The sequence below is a fragment of the Nostoc sp. CHAB 5836 genome (assembly GCF_020829445.1).
Lineage (GTDB): Bacteria > Cyanobacteriota > Cyanobacteriia > Cyanobacteriales > Nostocaceae > Nostoc.
The window spans coordinates 17698-32795 of sequence record NZ_JAIVFV010000071.1; the positions used below are offsets into that span (position 1 = coordinate 17698).

General features: G+C 42.0%; 10 protein-coding genes and 1 pseudogene. 5 read left to right on the top strand and 6 right to left on the bottom strand.

Annotated elements, in window-relative coordinates:
- The first annotated feature begins 1056 nt into the window (after window positions 1-1056).
- On the top strand, window positions 1057-1887 hold the full coding sequence (locus LC605_RS15990) for a squalene/phytoene synthase family protein (RefSeq protein WP_229548508.1): 831 nt from the start codon (window positions 1057-1059) through the stop codon (window positions 1885-1887).
- Between the two features lie 680 nt (window positions 1888-2567).
- Entirely contained in the window at window positions 2568-4172 is a 1605-nt protein-coding gene (locus LC605_RS15995; RefSeq protein WP_229548509.1) for a serine/threonine-protein kinase, read from the top strand.
- Between the two features lie 209 nt (window positions 4173-4381).
- Here the strand turns inward: LC605_RS15995 and LC605_RS16000 are convergent, their stop codons facing one another.
- On the bottom strand, window positions 4382-4612 hold the full coding sequence (locus LC605_RS16000) for a hypothetical protein (RefSeq protein WP_229548510.1): 231 nt from the start codon (window positions 4610-4612) through the stop codon (window positions 4382-4384).
- Between the two features lie 154 nt (window positions 4613-4766).
- Here LC605_RS16000 and LC605_RS16005 point away from each other — a divergent pair, with 154 nt between their 5' ends.
- A complete protein-coding gene (locus tag LC605_RS16005) occupies window positions 4767-5501 on the top strand; it encodes an FHA domain-containing protein (protein ID WP_229548511.1) in 735 nt (244 codons plus the stop codon).
- 2574 nt (window positions 5502-8075) lie between these two features.
- A complete protein-coding gene (gene hetF / locus LC605_RS16010) occupies window positions 8076-10619 on the top strand; it encodes a cell division protein HetF (protein ID WP_229548512.1) in 2544 nt (847 codons plus the stop codon).
- Between the two features lie 38 nt (window positions 10620-10657).
- On the opposite strand, the gene LC605_RS16015 is transcribed toward hetF, so the two are convergent.
- From LC605_RS16015 to LC605_RS16035, 5 genes are all read right to left on the bottom strand, one after another.
- Complete coding sequence (locus LC605_RS16015; RefSeq protein WP_229548513.1) at window positions 10658-11281, bottom strand: Uma2 family endonuclease; 624 nt, start codon at window positions 11279-11281, stop codon at window positions 10658-10660.
- 52 nt (window positions 11282-11333) lie between these two features.
- Window positions 11334-11978 (bottom strand): Uma2 family endonuclease, encoded by a 645-nt coding sequence (locus tag LC605_RS16020; RefSeq protein ID WP_229548514.1) that lies wholly within the window; start codon window positions 11976-11978, stop codon window positions 11334-11336.
- 89 nt (window positions 11979-12067) lie between these two features.
- The gene (locus LC605_RS16025; RefSeq protein WP_229548515.1) at window positions 12068-12886 is read right to left on the bottom strand and encodes a type 1 glutamine amidotransferase; all 819 of its coding nucleotides are present in this window, start codon (window positions 12884-12886) and stop codon (window positions 12068-12070) included.
- Window positions 12810-12986 carry a hypothetical protein gene (locus LC605_RS16030; protein WP_229548518.1) on the bottom strand — a complete coding sequence of 59 codons (177 nt, stop codon included), beginning with the start codon at window positions 12984-12986 and terminating at the stop codon, window positions 12810-12812. Before LC605_RS16030 ends, LC605_RS16025 begins: the two co-directional genes overlap by 77 nt.
- A gap of 1 nt (window position 12987) precedes the next feature.
- Window positions 12988-14346 (bottom strand): Mur ligase family protein, encoded by a 1359-nt coding sequence (locus LC605_RS16035; protein WP_229548516.1) that lies wholly within the window; start codon window positions 14344-14346, stop codon window positions 12988-12990.
- Between the two features lie 335 nt (window positions 14347-14681).
- Here LC605_RS16035 and LC605_RS16040 point away from each other — a divergent pair.
- Window positions 14682-14975: pseudogene (locus LC605_RS16040) on the top strand (thioredoxin family protein); the annotation flags it as partial.
- Window positions 14976-15098 lie beyond the last annotated feature (123 nt).

The window sequence follows — 15098 nt, forward strand, 5'->3', positions numbered from 1 at the left end:
TCAAAGGGACTGGAAGTGCGATCGCAGTCCTCTTCTCTTCCTACACTGCGCGTTGGCGTCAGCCTAAGAAGAGAAGGCGGTAGCCTGCGGCAAGCCGCTTTGCGTCTACGTTAAAAAATTGACTTTGTAACAGAGTTTTAGCCCAATACGGTTCAGTTAAGGCTAAAACTCTGTTATCCAAGTCAATTTTTTAACGAACCGCCAAGGCGCAGAGGACGCAGAGAGTAGAAAGAGAAGGAAAAAAATTGCTTAACTGAACTGTATTGAGTTTTAGCCCAATACGCTTGGGTTAAGCCCAAAAAATAAAAATGTGTAGGTTGGGGAGCCACTGCGCCCTTGCGGTTAAGAGACTTGTTCGCTTTTAGCGTTCCCGCAGGGTAGCACGTGGCGTTTGAGGAACGAAACCCAACCTACAACGGGCGTTTGTTGGGTAACACTAGAGTTCAACCCAACCTACAATTATCCACAAAGCCAAGCGTATTGAGTTTTAGCCTTAACCCAACTGTATTGCGTGATAAATAGCGTCTCTCCCTAGTACAGACGTGATTTGTCGCGCCTTTTCATCTCAGTTGTGGTGTAAATACCTGAAAAATGCTGAAACTTAACCTAACTGTTCGGCAATGCTCTGTACGCATCTAAAGATGCATACAGATTTTACTGAATTGTCTTTATATATACAATAATTGCAATTTGTTTAGTCAGATTAACGGAGACTTAAAACACTTTTAAATCCCGAAAATAAATGTTTTATCATGGAAAAATTTAGCAATATTCAACCAAATATTACCATAGTTATTTATATCTACACTAAAAGATTATGAAAGCTGTCTCAAACAACACCTTACACATTTTGGCAACCAAAAACCTTTATACTAGACTAGACTTTGACAAATTTGAGAGTTTTGTTAATTGCAACACCAAAAACTATTAATTTTTAGATGAAATACTAGCGTATCTTATAGTCTATAGTTTTTAAGGTTTAGTCAAAACTATATCCAGTATCATCAAAAAACTGCAAACTTCATGTGGTGCAAAAATCAAGCGGGGAGTGAAAACATGAATTTACGTAGAGATGCATTGCAAATCCTCAAAGAAACTAGCCGAACTTTTTATATCCCAATTAGTCTTTTACCGCCAGGATTGCAAGAAGCAGTAGCATCAGCATATTTGTGTATGCGTGCCATTGATGAAATTGAAGATCATCCCGAATTAGATAACGCTACTAAAGTGAAGCTGTTAAGAACCATTAGCCTGACATTACAGGCGGGGGTTGATGGCTTTGCGATCGATGCTTTTTTTGCAGGATTTAGTGGGTATGAGAATTCATTGGAAGAAGTCACTATGAGCATTAGAGAATGGTCGCTGCTAGCGCCAGACAGCATTGCACCTCGAATTTGGGATGCCACTGCTGCAATGGCAGACCGCATGGCTTATTGGGCAGAAAAAAACTGGAAAATTAACACAGAATCTGATTTGGATCGTTATACCTTTGGGGTTGCAGGTGCAGTGGGACTATTGCTGTCGGACTTATGGACTTGGTACGATGGAACCCAAACTAACCGTACCCAGGCCATTGGGTTTGGTCGAGGCTTACAAGCAGTTAATATCCTGCGTAACCATACTGAAGATTTAGGTCGCGGGGTAGACTTCTTCCCACAGGGTTGGAGTGCAGAAAATATGCAAGAGTATGCTAGGCGCAATCTAGTACTGGCAGAAGCTTACACCAAAGACCTTCCTAACGGCCCAGCCTTAGATTTTTGCCAAATTCCCTTAACCTTAGCTAATGGCACTCTTGATGCCCTTGCTAATGGTAAAGAGAAACTCAGCCGCAGTGATGTTTTTGCACTTATCGAACAGCTGATTAGTGTGAACATGAAAGCCAGCTAATAGTTTCCTAAGGACTAATGGAAAGGACTAATGGAGACGATTTTGACACTCCCCGCGATAAATCGACGGGGATTCTTGGTTCAACGAAACCACTTAACGAAGAAGTCCTTGCGTCATCTAGATCAGAGGTGGGATTCTCCACGGCAAGTCCTGTTTTACTTGAAACAATTTGTTCCAAAATTCTGAGTTGTCTAGCCCCTATGAATCTTTTACCTACTGCTAGGAGGAAACTAGAACAATGCAGTAGAACCACATAGATGAGCCACTGCGTTGCGGAGGTTCCCTCCGTTGTAGCAAGTGGCGTTCAATTATCAAGGTAAGCGTGCTTTTTCTCTCGACAGCTAGGTTTTTTAAGTGGTTGATTACCTTTCCGGCAAAAACCGCCGCTCCGACTTCTCTCCAAGTAGAGCAAGTGGCCTCAATTGGCGTTGGACATTAAGAGAGCGTCATTAGGAATTACGGGTTGCTACTTAGTATAAGGTAGCCTAAATCCTGTTTAATAGTTTAAATGTAATAAATGATCTTGTTTTCACGATCGCTTTACGTAATTTAAGTTAGACTTTAAAAACTCTTCAAAGGATTTCCAGCAAAAATTACCTTGCAAGAGTTGATCAATATCTAAATAATTGAAACAGAACATAACAGTCCCCGTGATTATTCGTGCAGCGAGTTGACAGTGCATGAGCTACTGCTTAAATCCTACCTGTCTCAATCCAGAAAATTTGGCATATAGCCAAAGGTGTCAGTCTTGTGGCTCGCAACTACTGTTGCGCGATCGCTATCAGGTAATTAAATCATTAGGTCAGGGTGGCTTTGGAGCAACCTTCTTAGCCTATGATCAAGGCTTACCAGGAGAACCCAGTTGCGTAATCAAGCAATTACGCCCATCAGGAAGCGCCCCACACGTTTTACAGATGGCCAGAGAACTCTTTGAGCGAGAAGCCAAAACTTTAGGTAAGATTGGCAATCATCCCCAAGTACCAAGATTATTAGACTATTTTGAAGATCATGGGCAATTCTACTTAATTCAAGAATACATCAGTGGTGATACCTTGCAGGAGGAGGTCAAACTTAATGGCATCTTCACCGAAACTGGAGTCAAGCAATTTTTGAGCGAGATTTTGCCACTGCTGCAATACATTCATGATCAAAAGGTGATTCACCGTGATATCAAGCCAGCCAACTTAATTCGCCGCACTCAAGATGCCAGAATGGTACTCATTGACTTTGGTGCCGTCAAAAACCAAATCAGTCAAGGTGCGTTAAGTCAATCGGGACAGACAGCATTAACTGCATATGCCATTGGTACGCCTGGTTTTGCACCTCCAGAGCAAATGGCTATGCGTCCAGTCTATGCCAGTGATATTTATGCACTGGGAGTGACATGCATTTATTTACTGACTAGCAAAACTCCTAAAGATTTAGATTACAATCCCAACACTGGTGAGATCATGTGGCAGCAGCTTGTGCAAGTGAGTGACCACTTGAGCAATGTGTTGCGCAAAATGTTAGAGGTGTCTGTACGTAATCGGTATCACTCAGCCACAGAAGTTCTCAGAGCATTGGAAATAGAACCATACTTAGAGAGTTTAGCAAAGGGTTTACTAATTAAATCTGATAGTGGAGCTAAAGAGCGAACATACAACAACCCGGAAAATTCTGCTGTTTTATGTAACAACTCTTCTGCTGCTGGTACTAGTTTAGGAGTGGCACAGGTAGCGGCTGCAATTCGTGCTAGACGAGCCAAGGCTGCCGAAGCGGCTGGATTACACCAGGGTTCTGGGATGGCCAAATCACCGAGTTTAGCTAATAGCAACACTAATAATTCACGAGTTCAAAATTCTCAAGTTGAGCGTAAATTAGATACCCAAGCTTTGTTAACCGCCTATCAGAAGGGAAGACGCGATTTTGCCCTACACAATTTAAGTTTGCTGAATCTGCAAGGTGCTGACTTATCCCAAACAAATTTCCATTCCGCTAAATTCCAAAAAACCAATCTCCAAGGGGCTAATCTCCACAATAGTGACTTTGGTAGAGCCAGTCTCAGTTGGGCAAATCTTAAGGATGCTAATTTGAGCAAAACATATTTTAACCATGCTGATTTAGAAGGGGCAGACCTGCGAGGCGCAGATCTCAGCAATGCTTATCTCAACAATGCTAATCTTCGAGGAGCTAATCTGTGTGGTGCTAATCTCACCAGTGCCAAAATTTCTGATGAGCAGCTAGCACTAGCAAAAACAAATTGGATGACTGTGCGTCCTAATGGTAAACGAGGCTTGTTGTGATTTCAAAGTTTTAATGGTTCCCCGACTCAATACTGCGTAGGTTTTTAATATTTGTAGGTTGGGTTTCGTTCCTCAAACGCCACGTGCTTCAAGTCGGGGAACCCGCCCAACGCAGTGGCTCCCCAACCTACAAATTTTTTATTTTTTTGCCAAAACCTACGCAGTATTGCATAAGAGCCTTATAAAGTAACGCGATGTGCAACTTACTCTTAAAACCCCACTTCCATTCCTCTTCCCGAAACGGGGAATGGATAGCCTTCGCTCTCAAAAATATTAGAAAATATCCAGTGATTTCCCAAAGTATCCAGATAATTGCTTTTTTTAATAAAATCTTTATAATCTCTATATGTTAAAAATAAGAAATGATTATTTACAATAAACAATAAAGCATCGTAATTTTTTTTAAAATATATTTCCATGCTTTTTGTGGCTAAAAACAACAGGGAATCTCGGATATAAAAGTTGTAGAAGATAACGCTCTTAAGCCACTCCAATTTTCAGATGGTAGCGGAAAGCGAAAAATCAATTATCCCTGATTGTTGGCTGAAGTAGAATATTCACAACCGAAATCAGGTAGTACAAGGTTTACCTATAATGACTGACTTTGCACAAACGGAAGTACAACGGCGATTAACTTTATATCAGGTATTCCTTAAGCTGTATGAACACCACAGCAGCCTTCTAGATGAAATTCTTCAGCTAGAAAACCTATCTCAACCGTCGTTACTGAGAGCGAAGATTTATTACGTACACGCTGTAGTGGAAAATGCTGCTGTTTATTTGATGACTAACTTGTGCGACAATCAGACTCAAAGTTTACGACAGCAACAGAGGATCTGGACGATCGGTCGGAATCGCAGCAGTGGTATTTGCATTCCTGATAGCCATCTGTCTCGTCGCCACGCTGCTATTCAACATCTTGACAATCAGGGTTTTTACTTAATTGATTTCAACAGTAGCAATGGCTCCTTTGTGAATGGCGATCGCGCTGTTGAGCCGATCAAACTCAAAGATGGCGATCGCATCCGTCTAGGCAATATAACTTTTGATTTTTTTGTAAATTATACGTGCCGTCTTTTGCCAAATGTAGCAATGGATTTATTGATGCAGCTGGTGCATCCAAAGAACGATCATCGAGTAGAAATACTTACCTATTCTCCTGATAGACAAAAAACTCTAACTGAAAACCCAGATTCTCATTTCGGGACTTTCAAAGAATCCGGGCTAGTTGAGAAGTCGGAAAATTGTTATGACAACTTCAATTTAGAACAAAAATCAGAAATTTTAGACCGCTTTTTTAGCAGAGAAATACCGTCTAATTCTAGCTAAGAAATTGCAATTTTTTTTATAGCAGTCCGATTTGATTTCTGAATCACTCGTAGAGATAGGGAACTCTTAGAGGATGTTTGAAAAGTCGCAAAGTATAGTAGGGTTTGGGAGGCTTTGGTGTGACGAAAAATACTTTTAAAACATCCTCTTAGGCTATGCAACTTAAACCCCAAACTTGATTAAAAGTCAAAATATAGAAAAAAAATTAAGAATTTGATTAAATATCATAGCAATCATTTTGCAGTGGCATCTCTAGCTCACAATAAAAAGAAAGCGATTCAGGGATTCAGTGAGCAGGTTATGCTCTATTCTGTCAACAGGAGGATACTCAAAGTCTACTATAGGACTCATATTTGATTTTTGAAAATATACGTAGGGTGTGTTAGCGCAGAAAGTATGGCACCATTCTTAAGGGTTTGGTGCGTTAGCGCAGAAAGTACGGCACCCTACAAATACTAATTTTGTTCAAAAATCAAACCGGATTCCTATAGTACTAGCAACAAGAGTAGTGGGGCATTCGAGTTATATATCAGGAAATGCGAGGGTGATGTCTAAGAGGTTGTTTGAAAAGTTTTTCACTGTGACTTTAGGCACTTTTCGATCCCCCCTAGCCCCCCTTTTTAAGGGGGGAACCGAAATCAAAGTCCCCCTTAAAAAGGGGGATTTAGGGGGATCTAAAACCTTCTGTTACCGACAAGAGGACTTTTAAAACATCCTCTAACGACAAGCCGCTACCCATCTACGCCAAAAAAAACCCCCAGTGAGCGTTAGCCAACCAGGGGAGTTAGTTATCAGGGTGCATCTACCAATTAAATGTTCTCTGCTTGAACACCATACTCCGGATCAATTTGTACAAAGGTTCAGTTATTTTTTTAAATAAAAAACCCCAGTTGGTGTTACCCTACTAGGGAAGTGAGTTATTAGGGTGCATCTACCAGTAATCTTTTCTAGGGGCAGCCAGTATCTTCGGGAAAAAACGGTCAAAATCAGGGTTAATGGCCGTATCTACGACGGGCTACGCCTAGGCAACTAGAAAAAACCCCCAGTGGGTGTTACCCTACTAGGAGTAGTGAGTTATCAGGGTGCATCTACTAATAATCTTTTCTAAAGTAAATGGGTCACTACCGGATAAATTAGCAGAGGTTGAAGTTGCTAGTGTTTGCTTATCAGGAAAAACCTCAGAGGGGTTAGTTATGAGGACAGGCCTACCAATTAAATAACCAGTGCGCTGCCTTACAAAATGGGTGTGTCAGGGATGATTACTGCTTTGGTAACTTACAGTGAAAAGCATCCCATAGTAGGGGCGAAATATCTTGCGCATACGTGGCAACTTCACCTCAAACTCTTTTAAAACCTCGTTTCTAGCCATAGGCTGGAAATGGATATCATTGGGCTGCTGCCGCAAGTCAAGAGGCGGCGGCTTCCCAGTCAGATATTGGGAACGAGACAATCTCTAAAAGATTGTTCTAAGTAGGTTGGTGCAATTAAAGCTAAGTTGCTAAGGCTGTCATTTGTCCTTTGTCATTGGTCGTTAGTAAGGGTTTTAATCATATTTACGTTTCGTAACATAATTGTTTTTTTCGCACCAACTTATTTACACTAGCTTTTAGGTTAAGTTGACACCAATGGCCCTTGCGGCCCTACAAATGTACAAATAATTTTGGATAATTTATTTTTTGGAAGTTTCTAGCAGTGTGTCAAGTTGAAAAAGTTTGCTCTTAGGGTTCCCCTTTTTCAGTAGAGCTACTATCTTGACAAAACCTAAGTTTTGTGAATAATTTCTTCTTAAAAAAACCCCCAGTGGGTGTTAGCCTACCAGGGGAGCTAGTTATCAGGGTGCATCTACCACTTCAATGTTCTAGGTTTAACCACCATGCTCCGGATAAATTTATGAGAAAAGTGATGTGTCGAAAAAACAACAGTGGTTATTAACTGGCTTAGGGGAGTTAAAGATCAAGGTAAGTAGAGCGACGCAAATAAAGCTAACTAGCTAAGGCTGTCATTTGTCCTTCGTCATTTATAAGGGTTTAAGGTGTGTTTACGTTTCGTAATATAGTTTGGTTTATTCTTGCCGACTTACTTACATCGATCTATCAATCAAGTATTCTAGGATTATAGCCATTTTCAATCCGGTGAGGTACAAGTATGCAAATAGACCTAACCCCCAACCCGTTGCGGGAAGGGAGAACAATTTCGTTACCTCTCTCCTTAAAGGAAGAGAGGAATAGAAGTGAAATCAAAATTGTACCTCACGCTTGTCGAGAACCGCTATAAGCACTATTTTCTGGTAGAGAATATCTGCGTTAAAAGTTGCGATTGTTTGCCAAAATTAAAAAAAAACCCCCAGTGGGTGTTAGCCAACTAGGGGAGTTGAAGATCAAGGTGCATCTACCAATTAAGTGTTCTAGACCGAAGTGATCCGATCCGGATAAAGTTGTAAAAGCAAAAAAACCAAAACGGTACTGAATCAGAAACATTCAGGGGTGGGATGCATCTAAGTGATCAGAGAAAGGGAAAAATCGAGTTGAAACTTTCGCGTTTCAAACCAGATGTAGGAGGCGAACAGGAGAAGTTGTGACCCAGGAATTCCATATTTCCGTAACCCCAGTAGGGCAAAATGACTACTTGGTGCGGACGGAACAAGTCGCGCCTGGGGTACCATTGGCAGAAGAATTGGTGACTTGGCCTATAGCTGATTGGTTGATGGCTGCTGGGCATTTGATGAATGACCCGTTGAAGTCGGTGTTGCAGGGAGATCCGTTCGCCTCTGGCGGTCATGAAAGCAATATCGCCAGAAACTCTGTTAATTTAGTGGCGTTGGGTCAACAATTCTATAACGCCCTATTTCAAGGCACTCTCAGAGATAGTTGGATTACCGCTCAAGGTATTGCCCAAAACCACCAACAAGTACTACGCTTACGCTTGGGGCTAAAAGACACTAGGTTGGCTCGTCTGCCTTGGGAAGTGATGCACGCAGGCGATCGCCCTCTGGCTACTGGGCCTTATGTCGCTTTTTCTCGTTTCCAAAGTGGAATTTTGGGGGCTTCCCCAATGCGATCCCTGCGGGGGGCTACGCCTACGCGAAATATGCCCATACCACAAGAACAAGGTGGTGTGAAAGTATTGATGGTCATTGCTTCTCCCTCAGATCAAGTCCACCTTGACTTACAGAAACAGGAAGCGACTAAACTGCAAGCTGAACTTCACCGTCAAACATCACGACTTGCTGAAGGTAACAGTCATTTTCCAGAAATTGAGCTCACTGTATTAGACCAACCAGGACGGGAAGAACTGACGCAAGCCTTAGAACAAGGCAGATACCACGTTCTACATTACTCTGGTCATAGTAACTTAGGTGCTAATGGCGGAGAAATTTATCTTGTTAGTCGCAGAACTGGCTTAACAGAAATCTTGACTGGGGACGATTTGGCAGGTTTGCTCGTCAATAATAATATTCAAATGGCAGTGTTTAACTCCTGCTTGGGAGCATATACAGCCGCGTCTAATGCCTCTGGAGATACTGGTGAGCGTAACTTGGCAGAAAGTTTGGTGAAGCGGGGAATTAGAAGCGTTTTGGCTATGTCAGAACGGATTCCTGACGAAGTGGCGTTGACCCTCACACAATTGTTTTACCGCAACTTGAATCAGGGATATCCAGTAGATTTGTGCGTAAGTCGGGTGCGCCAAGGATTAATTTCTGCCTATGGTTCTCACCAGATGTACTGGGCATTACCGATTTTATATCTTCAGCCAGAATCTGACGGTTTCTTGAGCCAGGAAAGTGAGTTATCTGAAAGTGCAGAGTCCCTAAATCAATATAGTTCGCTTTTAGGGGCAACTTCCACGATGTATTCTCCGATGGCTGATGATCCCGAGATGCCTTTAGGAATGGAGGATATGATTCCTTCTAGTTTGGCCCATGACGCTTCTGGGTTGGACTGGCTAGGTGAAGATACTTGGGGTGATCTAGTTGATGAAATTGAGTATGATGACCCAAGTTATGAAGAAGATTCTGCGATAGTTTCGGATTTATTTCGTCAGTTAGATAACCAAAAATTTTCAACTGAACCGGATCAACAAATTCGCGAAAATAGTCTTCAGGAAAACCAAGTTTCAGAGGAAATGACTTCTTTGCAAGAGGAAGCAGATTTGTGGGGAGAAGTCGCAGCAGCACCACCTCCAACTGCTAAGAACTTGGAAGAAAATTGGGAAAATTCTAATTTTTCGCGTAGGTATAGCCCGCCGCAGGTATCACAACCGCCCCCATTAAGACCTCGTACCCGTCGCCGTCATCTGTGGCCGATTGTCGGTATTGTGGGAATTAGTGCGTTAGCAGCTGCGATCGCTTTAAATTGGTGGTGGCAAAATCGACCCCAAGCAACTCTGCCTAAAATACCAGAAATTCCCAACCAGTCTTTAGCCATTCAAAAGCAGCAAAATATCGACTTACAGACAGCAGCCACTGGAATTGTCACCGCCAGCGCTACGCAAAAGTTGAGCCAGGGCGACTTGCAAGGTGGGTTGTTGGCTGTAGAAGAATTACTTAATCGTGGCGCACTAGCTGCGGCGGAAACTGCTCTTAAACTAATTCCCAATAAACAAGTTGACGATCCATCTGTCAACTTTTATAAAGGACGATTAGCTTGGCAGTCCATCCAAACTGGAGACAATAACTATAGCATCGATGATGCCCGTCGTTACTGGGAAACTGCTGTCAAGGCTCAACCGGATTCGCTTTTGTATAATAATGCGTTGGGATTTGCCTACTACGCAGAAGGCAATCTCAACCGAGCCAATGACTCTTGGTTTAAGGCTTTGAGTTTAGCTCTCAAAGAGCAAAATACAGCTTCTACACGTGTCCCTTTGGAAGCAACAGTGTCTCAATATGCTTTAACTTCCTACGCTGGTTTAGCCATTGGACTGTATAAATCTGCGCCTAATCAACCTGCTACTAAACAAGCAGAGTATATAAAAGAAGCGAGAAAACAATGCCAAATGGTGCTTAAGAATGATCCGGTAAATTTTCAGGTAGATAAATTAGCTAAAAATTGGCTATGGACAGAACAAGCAATTGCCGATTGGCGATCGCTCCTTCAGGAAAAAGGTGAAGAACAGTAGAAGGAGTTTGGAGTTTGGAGTTTGGAGTTTGGAGTTTTTTACATGATTTGTCCAGCTTGAAAAATCTGTTCAGCAGTTAAATTCAACTCTGGGAACGCTAGTGACTGAATGCGATCGCTTCCCCTAAATTGCCTAACTTGAAACTCACCTTCAATTAATTGGTAAATCGAGATTGTTGGTTGTTTAGGATTGCCAATAAAGCGTCTACCACCTAAACCTAGATAGTCTACAATCCAATATTCAGGTATTCCAACCTCTTCGTATTTACCTACTTTGGTAAAATAGTCATCTCGCCAGTTGGTACTTACCACCTCAATTACTAAAGGAATTGATGCCGCTTGCCTTACAGCAGATTCTTTTTTCCACAGAGGTTCATTTACTAAATTAGAGTTATTCAACAACAGTATATCTGGTGAGTAAGCCGCTTCGCTCTGAATCGGTTTAATGAATGCTGTTTTGGGGATGAAATAATGTAGTTTTAAACGTTTGTATTCTGTAACTATTTCTCCAACTAAAAATCCAATAATCTGTTCATGATCACCTGTGGGAGGAGCCATTTCAACAATTACTCCGTCATGCAGTTCATAGCGTCGTTGTGAGTTTTCTGGATACCAAGCGATAAATTCATCAAATGTTACTAGTTTACGTAAGGTTTGAGTCATCTTTTCCTCTTGCTTTAAAGTCATACAAAAATTTAAACATTAACCATCTAAATTACATGACTTCTCCAGCCCGTAAAATCTGTTCAGCAGTTAAATTCAACTCTGGTAAGGCTGGCGACTGAATGCGGTCATTTCCCCTAAATTGCTTAACTTGATACTCTCCTTCAATTAATTGGTAAATCGAGATTGTTGGTTGTTTAGGATTGCCAATAAAGCGTCTACCACCTAAGCCTAGATAGTCTACAATCCAGTATTGAGGTATTGCCATCTCTTCTCTTCGAGACGCTGCGCGAACGTATTTACCTGCTTTGGTAAAATAGTCATCTCGCCAGTTGGTACTTACCACCTCAATTACTAAAGGAATTGATGTCGCTTGGCTTACAGTAGATTCTTTTTTCCACAGAGGTTCATCTCTAACAGCTTGTCTATCAAGAACAATAACATCTGGTTCATAACCTGAATCAGTATTAACTGACTTGATGACGCATTCTTTAGGGATAAAAGAAGGGATGGACAAACGGGTGATTTCAATAAATAAAGAACCATTGATAAACCCAGCTATCTCTGAGTGCTTTCCTGTTGGCTTAGGCATTTCAACAATTACCCCATCATGTAGTTCATAATGCCTGTCTGAAGATTCAGGATACCAAGCAATAAATTCATCAAATGTTACTTGTTTAGTTAAGGCTTGAGTCATACTTTGCCCTTTCTTAATTTAAAATAAAAAGCAGAGTCTCCTGAATTGCGTTCCCTGTGAAAGTCAGGGAACGAGAAAAACACGAAAATTTAAACTTTAGCCGCAGCAGCACTTGGTAAACTCACTTTTAATCGCTTAAACATCGCTTCTCGTGCTTGTATAGCAAGACTATCGTCAAAAGGTTCTAAGGTAATTTCCTGCTGATACTTTAGCCGCAGTGCTGTTTGAATTAACCAATCGGCGACAAAAGGATTTTTCGGTAATAAAGGGCCGTGGGAATAAGTAGCGATCGCATTCTGATAAAATGCTCCTTCTGTCCCATCTTCACCATTATTTCCCAAACCGTACACCACTCGCCCCAATGCTTCCACTTTTCCCAACTTGGTGCGTCCGCCGTGATTTTCAAAGCCTACCAAATATGGAGTGCTACCTGTCATCTCTGTTAAATCTCGCGCTAGACGTGAAGCTGTCACTTCAATTACTAAGTTACCGATACAGCGCTTCGTATTTTCACCAGGATGCACGGAAACTAAATCGAGTATTCCTAAGCCTTCAATCCGTTGTCCCAAGCCGGGTTCATAATAATGTCCCAGCAATTGGGGGGAACCACAGGTAAATACACCCGGTGTTCCATTTTCGATTTTTTCGCGCATAGCATCGGCTTTCGCACCTTGCAAATCACGCATAACAATTTCTTGCTGGCGATCTTGTGCGCCACCGCCAACGATTAAATCTACAGTTTTAATATCTGCGGCTGTAGAATTTTGATCTAAGGGTAACACTTTCACATCGTATCCCCGCCACTGAGCGCGACGTTCTATAGTAATTACATTACCGCGATCGCCATAAGTACTCATCAGCGTCGGATAAAGCCAACCTATCGTTAATTCCAAATTTTGAGAACTCATATTTTTGGGGAATGGGAAGCAGGGAGAGAATAACTAATGACCAATGACCAATGACCAATGACCAATGACAAATGACCAATGACAAATGACAAATGACCAATTTAAAGAATTTTCCGCCCAGTCAGAACTTCTCGCACTTCTAGCATGGCTGAGTAGGTAGGTAGAATATGCAAAGTTTCATTCTCTGGTGTATGCTCTAATGCAGCAGCGATCGCTTGTCGCAAATCTTCTTCCACAATTAAATTTAAGTCACTCTGAGGGGACTTTTGGCTGTAACGTAGACGTAGTGCCATATCGTAGACACGATCGCCACTCACTACTAAAGTCCCTCCCCGTTCGACTAGTTTCTCCGTATCCACGTCCCAAATCCAGGATACATCAGTGCCATCGGGTGTGCGATCGTTCAATACTAGCAGTGTAGTTTTATCTGTGCTTTGAGTAACTACGCGAATGGTTTCATTGGTTCCCACAGGATTTTTTGATAATAATATCCGCACCCGTTTACCGTTAATTACTAAATCTTCAGCCCGACCAAATGCAGCTTGGAAGTTGTTAATAGTATCTCTGATTGTTGCTTCATCAACTCCTAGCTCAATAGCCGCAGTTGCAGCCGCCAAGGTATTATATTTGTTGTATAAACCAACCAGAATTTGTGACCATTCACTACTTTCCAGAGTCGGTTTACTTTTACTAAAACCACACTTAGGACAAGTAAAATCTCCCAAATGAGACAAATAAACACCTTTGTAATCTAGGGAATGTCCACATTTGGGACAATAGATAGAATCAACAGCGTGAGGAATAGCTTCGAGATAATGCTCTGGTTCATTCAAGCCAAAGAATAACACCCGTTGGGGTAACTGCTGACCGAGGTTAGATAAAGTTGGGTCGTCAGCATTGGGAATTACCACCGTTTCTGCTGGTAGAGTAGAAATAACTTTTGTCCAACGTTTACTAATTGTGTCTACTTCCCCATACCTATCGAGTTGGTCGCGGAACAAGTTTAAACAGAGAATAATTCGCGGCTGTAGTGGCGTTAATACTCTTGGGACAATATTTTCATCAACTTCTAAAATGGCGTAATCAACATCTAGCCTCCCCAGTAAACTGGTGCTTTCTAACAGCGCCGTCATCAAGCCATTTTCGAGATTTGCACCTGTAGAATTATGAGCGATGCGAAAACCCTTGCGTTCTAGTATCGTGCATAAAAGCAGGGCTGTAGTGGTTTTGCCATTAGTACCAGCAATTAAAATCACCCCGTTTTTAACTTGCTGACTCAATAATTGTAAAAGGCGGGGTTCAATGCGACGAGCGATCGCGCCTGGTAATACACTACCAGCACCTAGACGGAGCGTAGGCGCAGCCCGTCGAAGACATCGCACAATAAACGTCACACTTTTTGCCACTGACACTGCGAAACTCAATCGCACTCTATCTATGAATTGTATTTTGTTTCTCACATCTGTACCCTAGTCGAATGGCAGTTGCTAATTAAAAGTGCAAATTTAATATGCGTGAGTTTAGCGAATCCTAGCTGAAAAAGCCAGCCTTGGCATTACGAAAAAGGAGATGAGGAGGATGAGGAAGAATTTACTCCCCCATCTCCCCCATCTCCCCCATCTCCCCCATCTCCCTCATCTCCCTCATCTTCCCCATCTCCTTCATCCACTTACGAGAGATAATCTCAGTAGGCGTTATCTTAAAAAATAGTGCGGGGGTGTAATTACATATCCAGCCCAGTTTGCCAAATTCAGCACAAACTCACAACAAGTAGTAGCTTGCAAGGTTCCTTTTGATGAATAGCACAAAGTTTCTTTTTTTACATAAACAAATTACTGGCTGGCGAAGGTGGTTGTCGAAATGTCTGGTGTTGCTTGCAAGTCTTTTGATTATAAGTATGCAACCTGCATATGCTGGTCTTAATAATGATTTATATGATGGCAACATCTTTGTCGTGTATGCTGGCAATGGTTCATTGGTTCCTCCCAGACAGACATTAGCACAATCTTTAGCGGAACATAAACCCGTCTTTTTGGCCTTTTATCTGGATGACAGCAGCGATTCCAAAAGATATGCCATTTCCATTTCACATCAAATTCGCCGCCGCTGATCGGCTGAGCCGCAAAGCTTTTCACTTCGCCATTGATAATACGTTGATCGGGGGTGCTATTGCTCGTTTCGCGGCGATATTCGGCACCAAGCGCAAAACCCA

Bases quoted from the DNA above. Each gene is read 5' to 3' on its own strand.
- LC605_RS16020 (WP_229548514.1), bottom strand. From the start codon at position 11,978: ATGACTCAAGCCTTAACTAAACAAGTAACATTTGATGAATTTATTGCT.
- LC605_RS15990 (WP_229548508.1), top strand. From the start codon at position 1,057: ATGAATTTACGTAGAGATGCATTGCAAATCCTCAAAGAAACTAGCCGA.
- LC605_RS16025 (WP_229548515.1), bottom strand. From the start codon at position 12,886: ATGAGTTCTCAAAATTTGGAATTAACGATAGGTTGGCTTTATCCGACG.
- LC605_RS15995 (WP_229548509.1), top strand. From the start codon at position 2,568: ATGAGCTACTGCTTAAATCCTACCTGTCTCAATCCAGAAAATTTGGCA.
- LC605_RS16005 (WP_229548511.1), top strand. From the start codon at position 4,767: ATGACTGACTTTGCACAAACGGAAGTACAACGGCGATTAACTTTATAT.
- LC605_RS16015 (WP_229548513.1), bottom strand. From the start codon at position 11,281: ATGACTCAAACCTTACGTAAACTAGTAACATTTGATGAATTTATCGCT.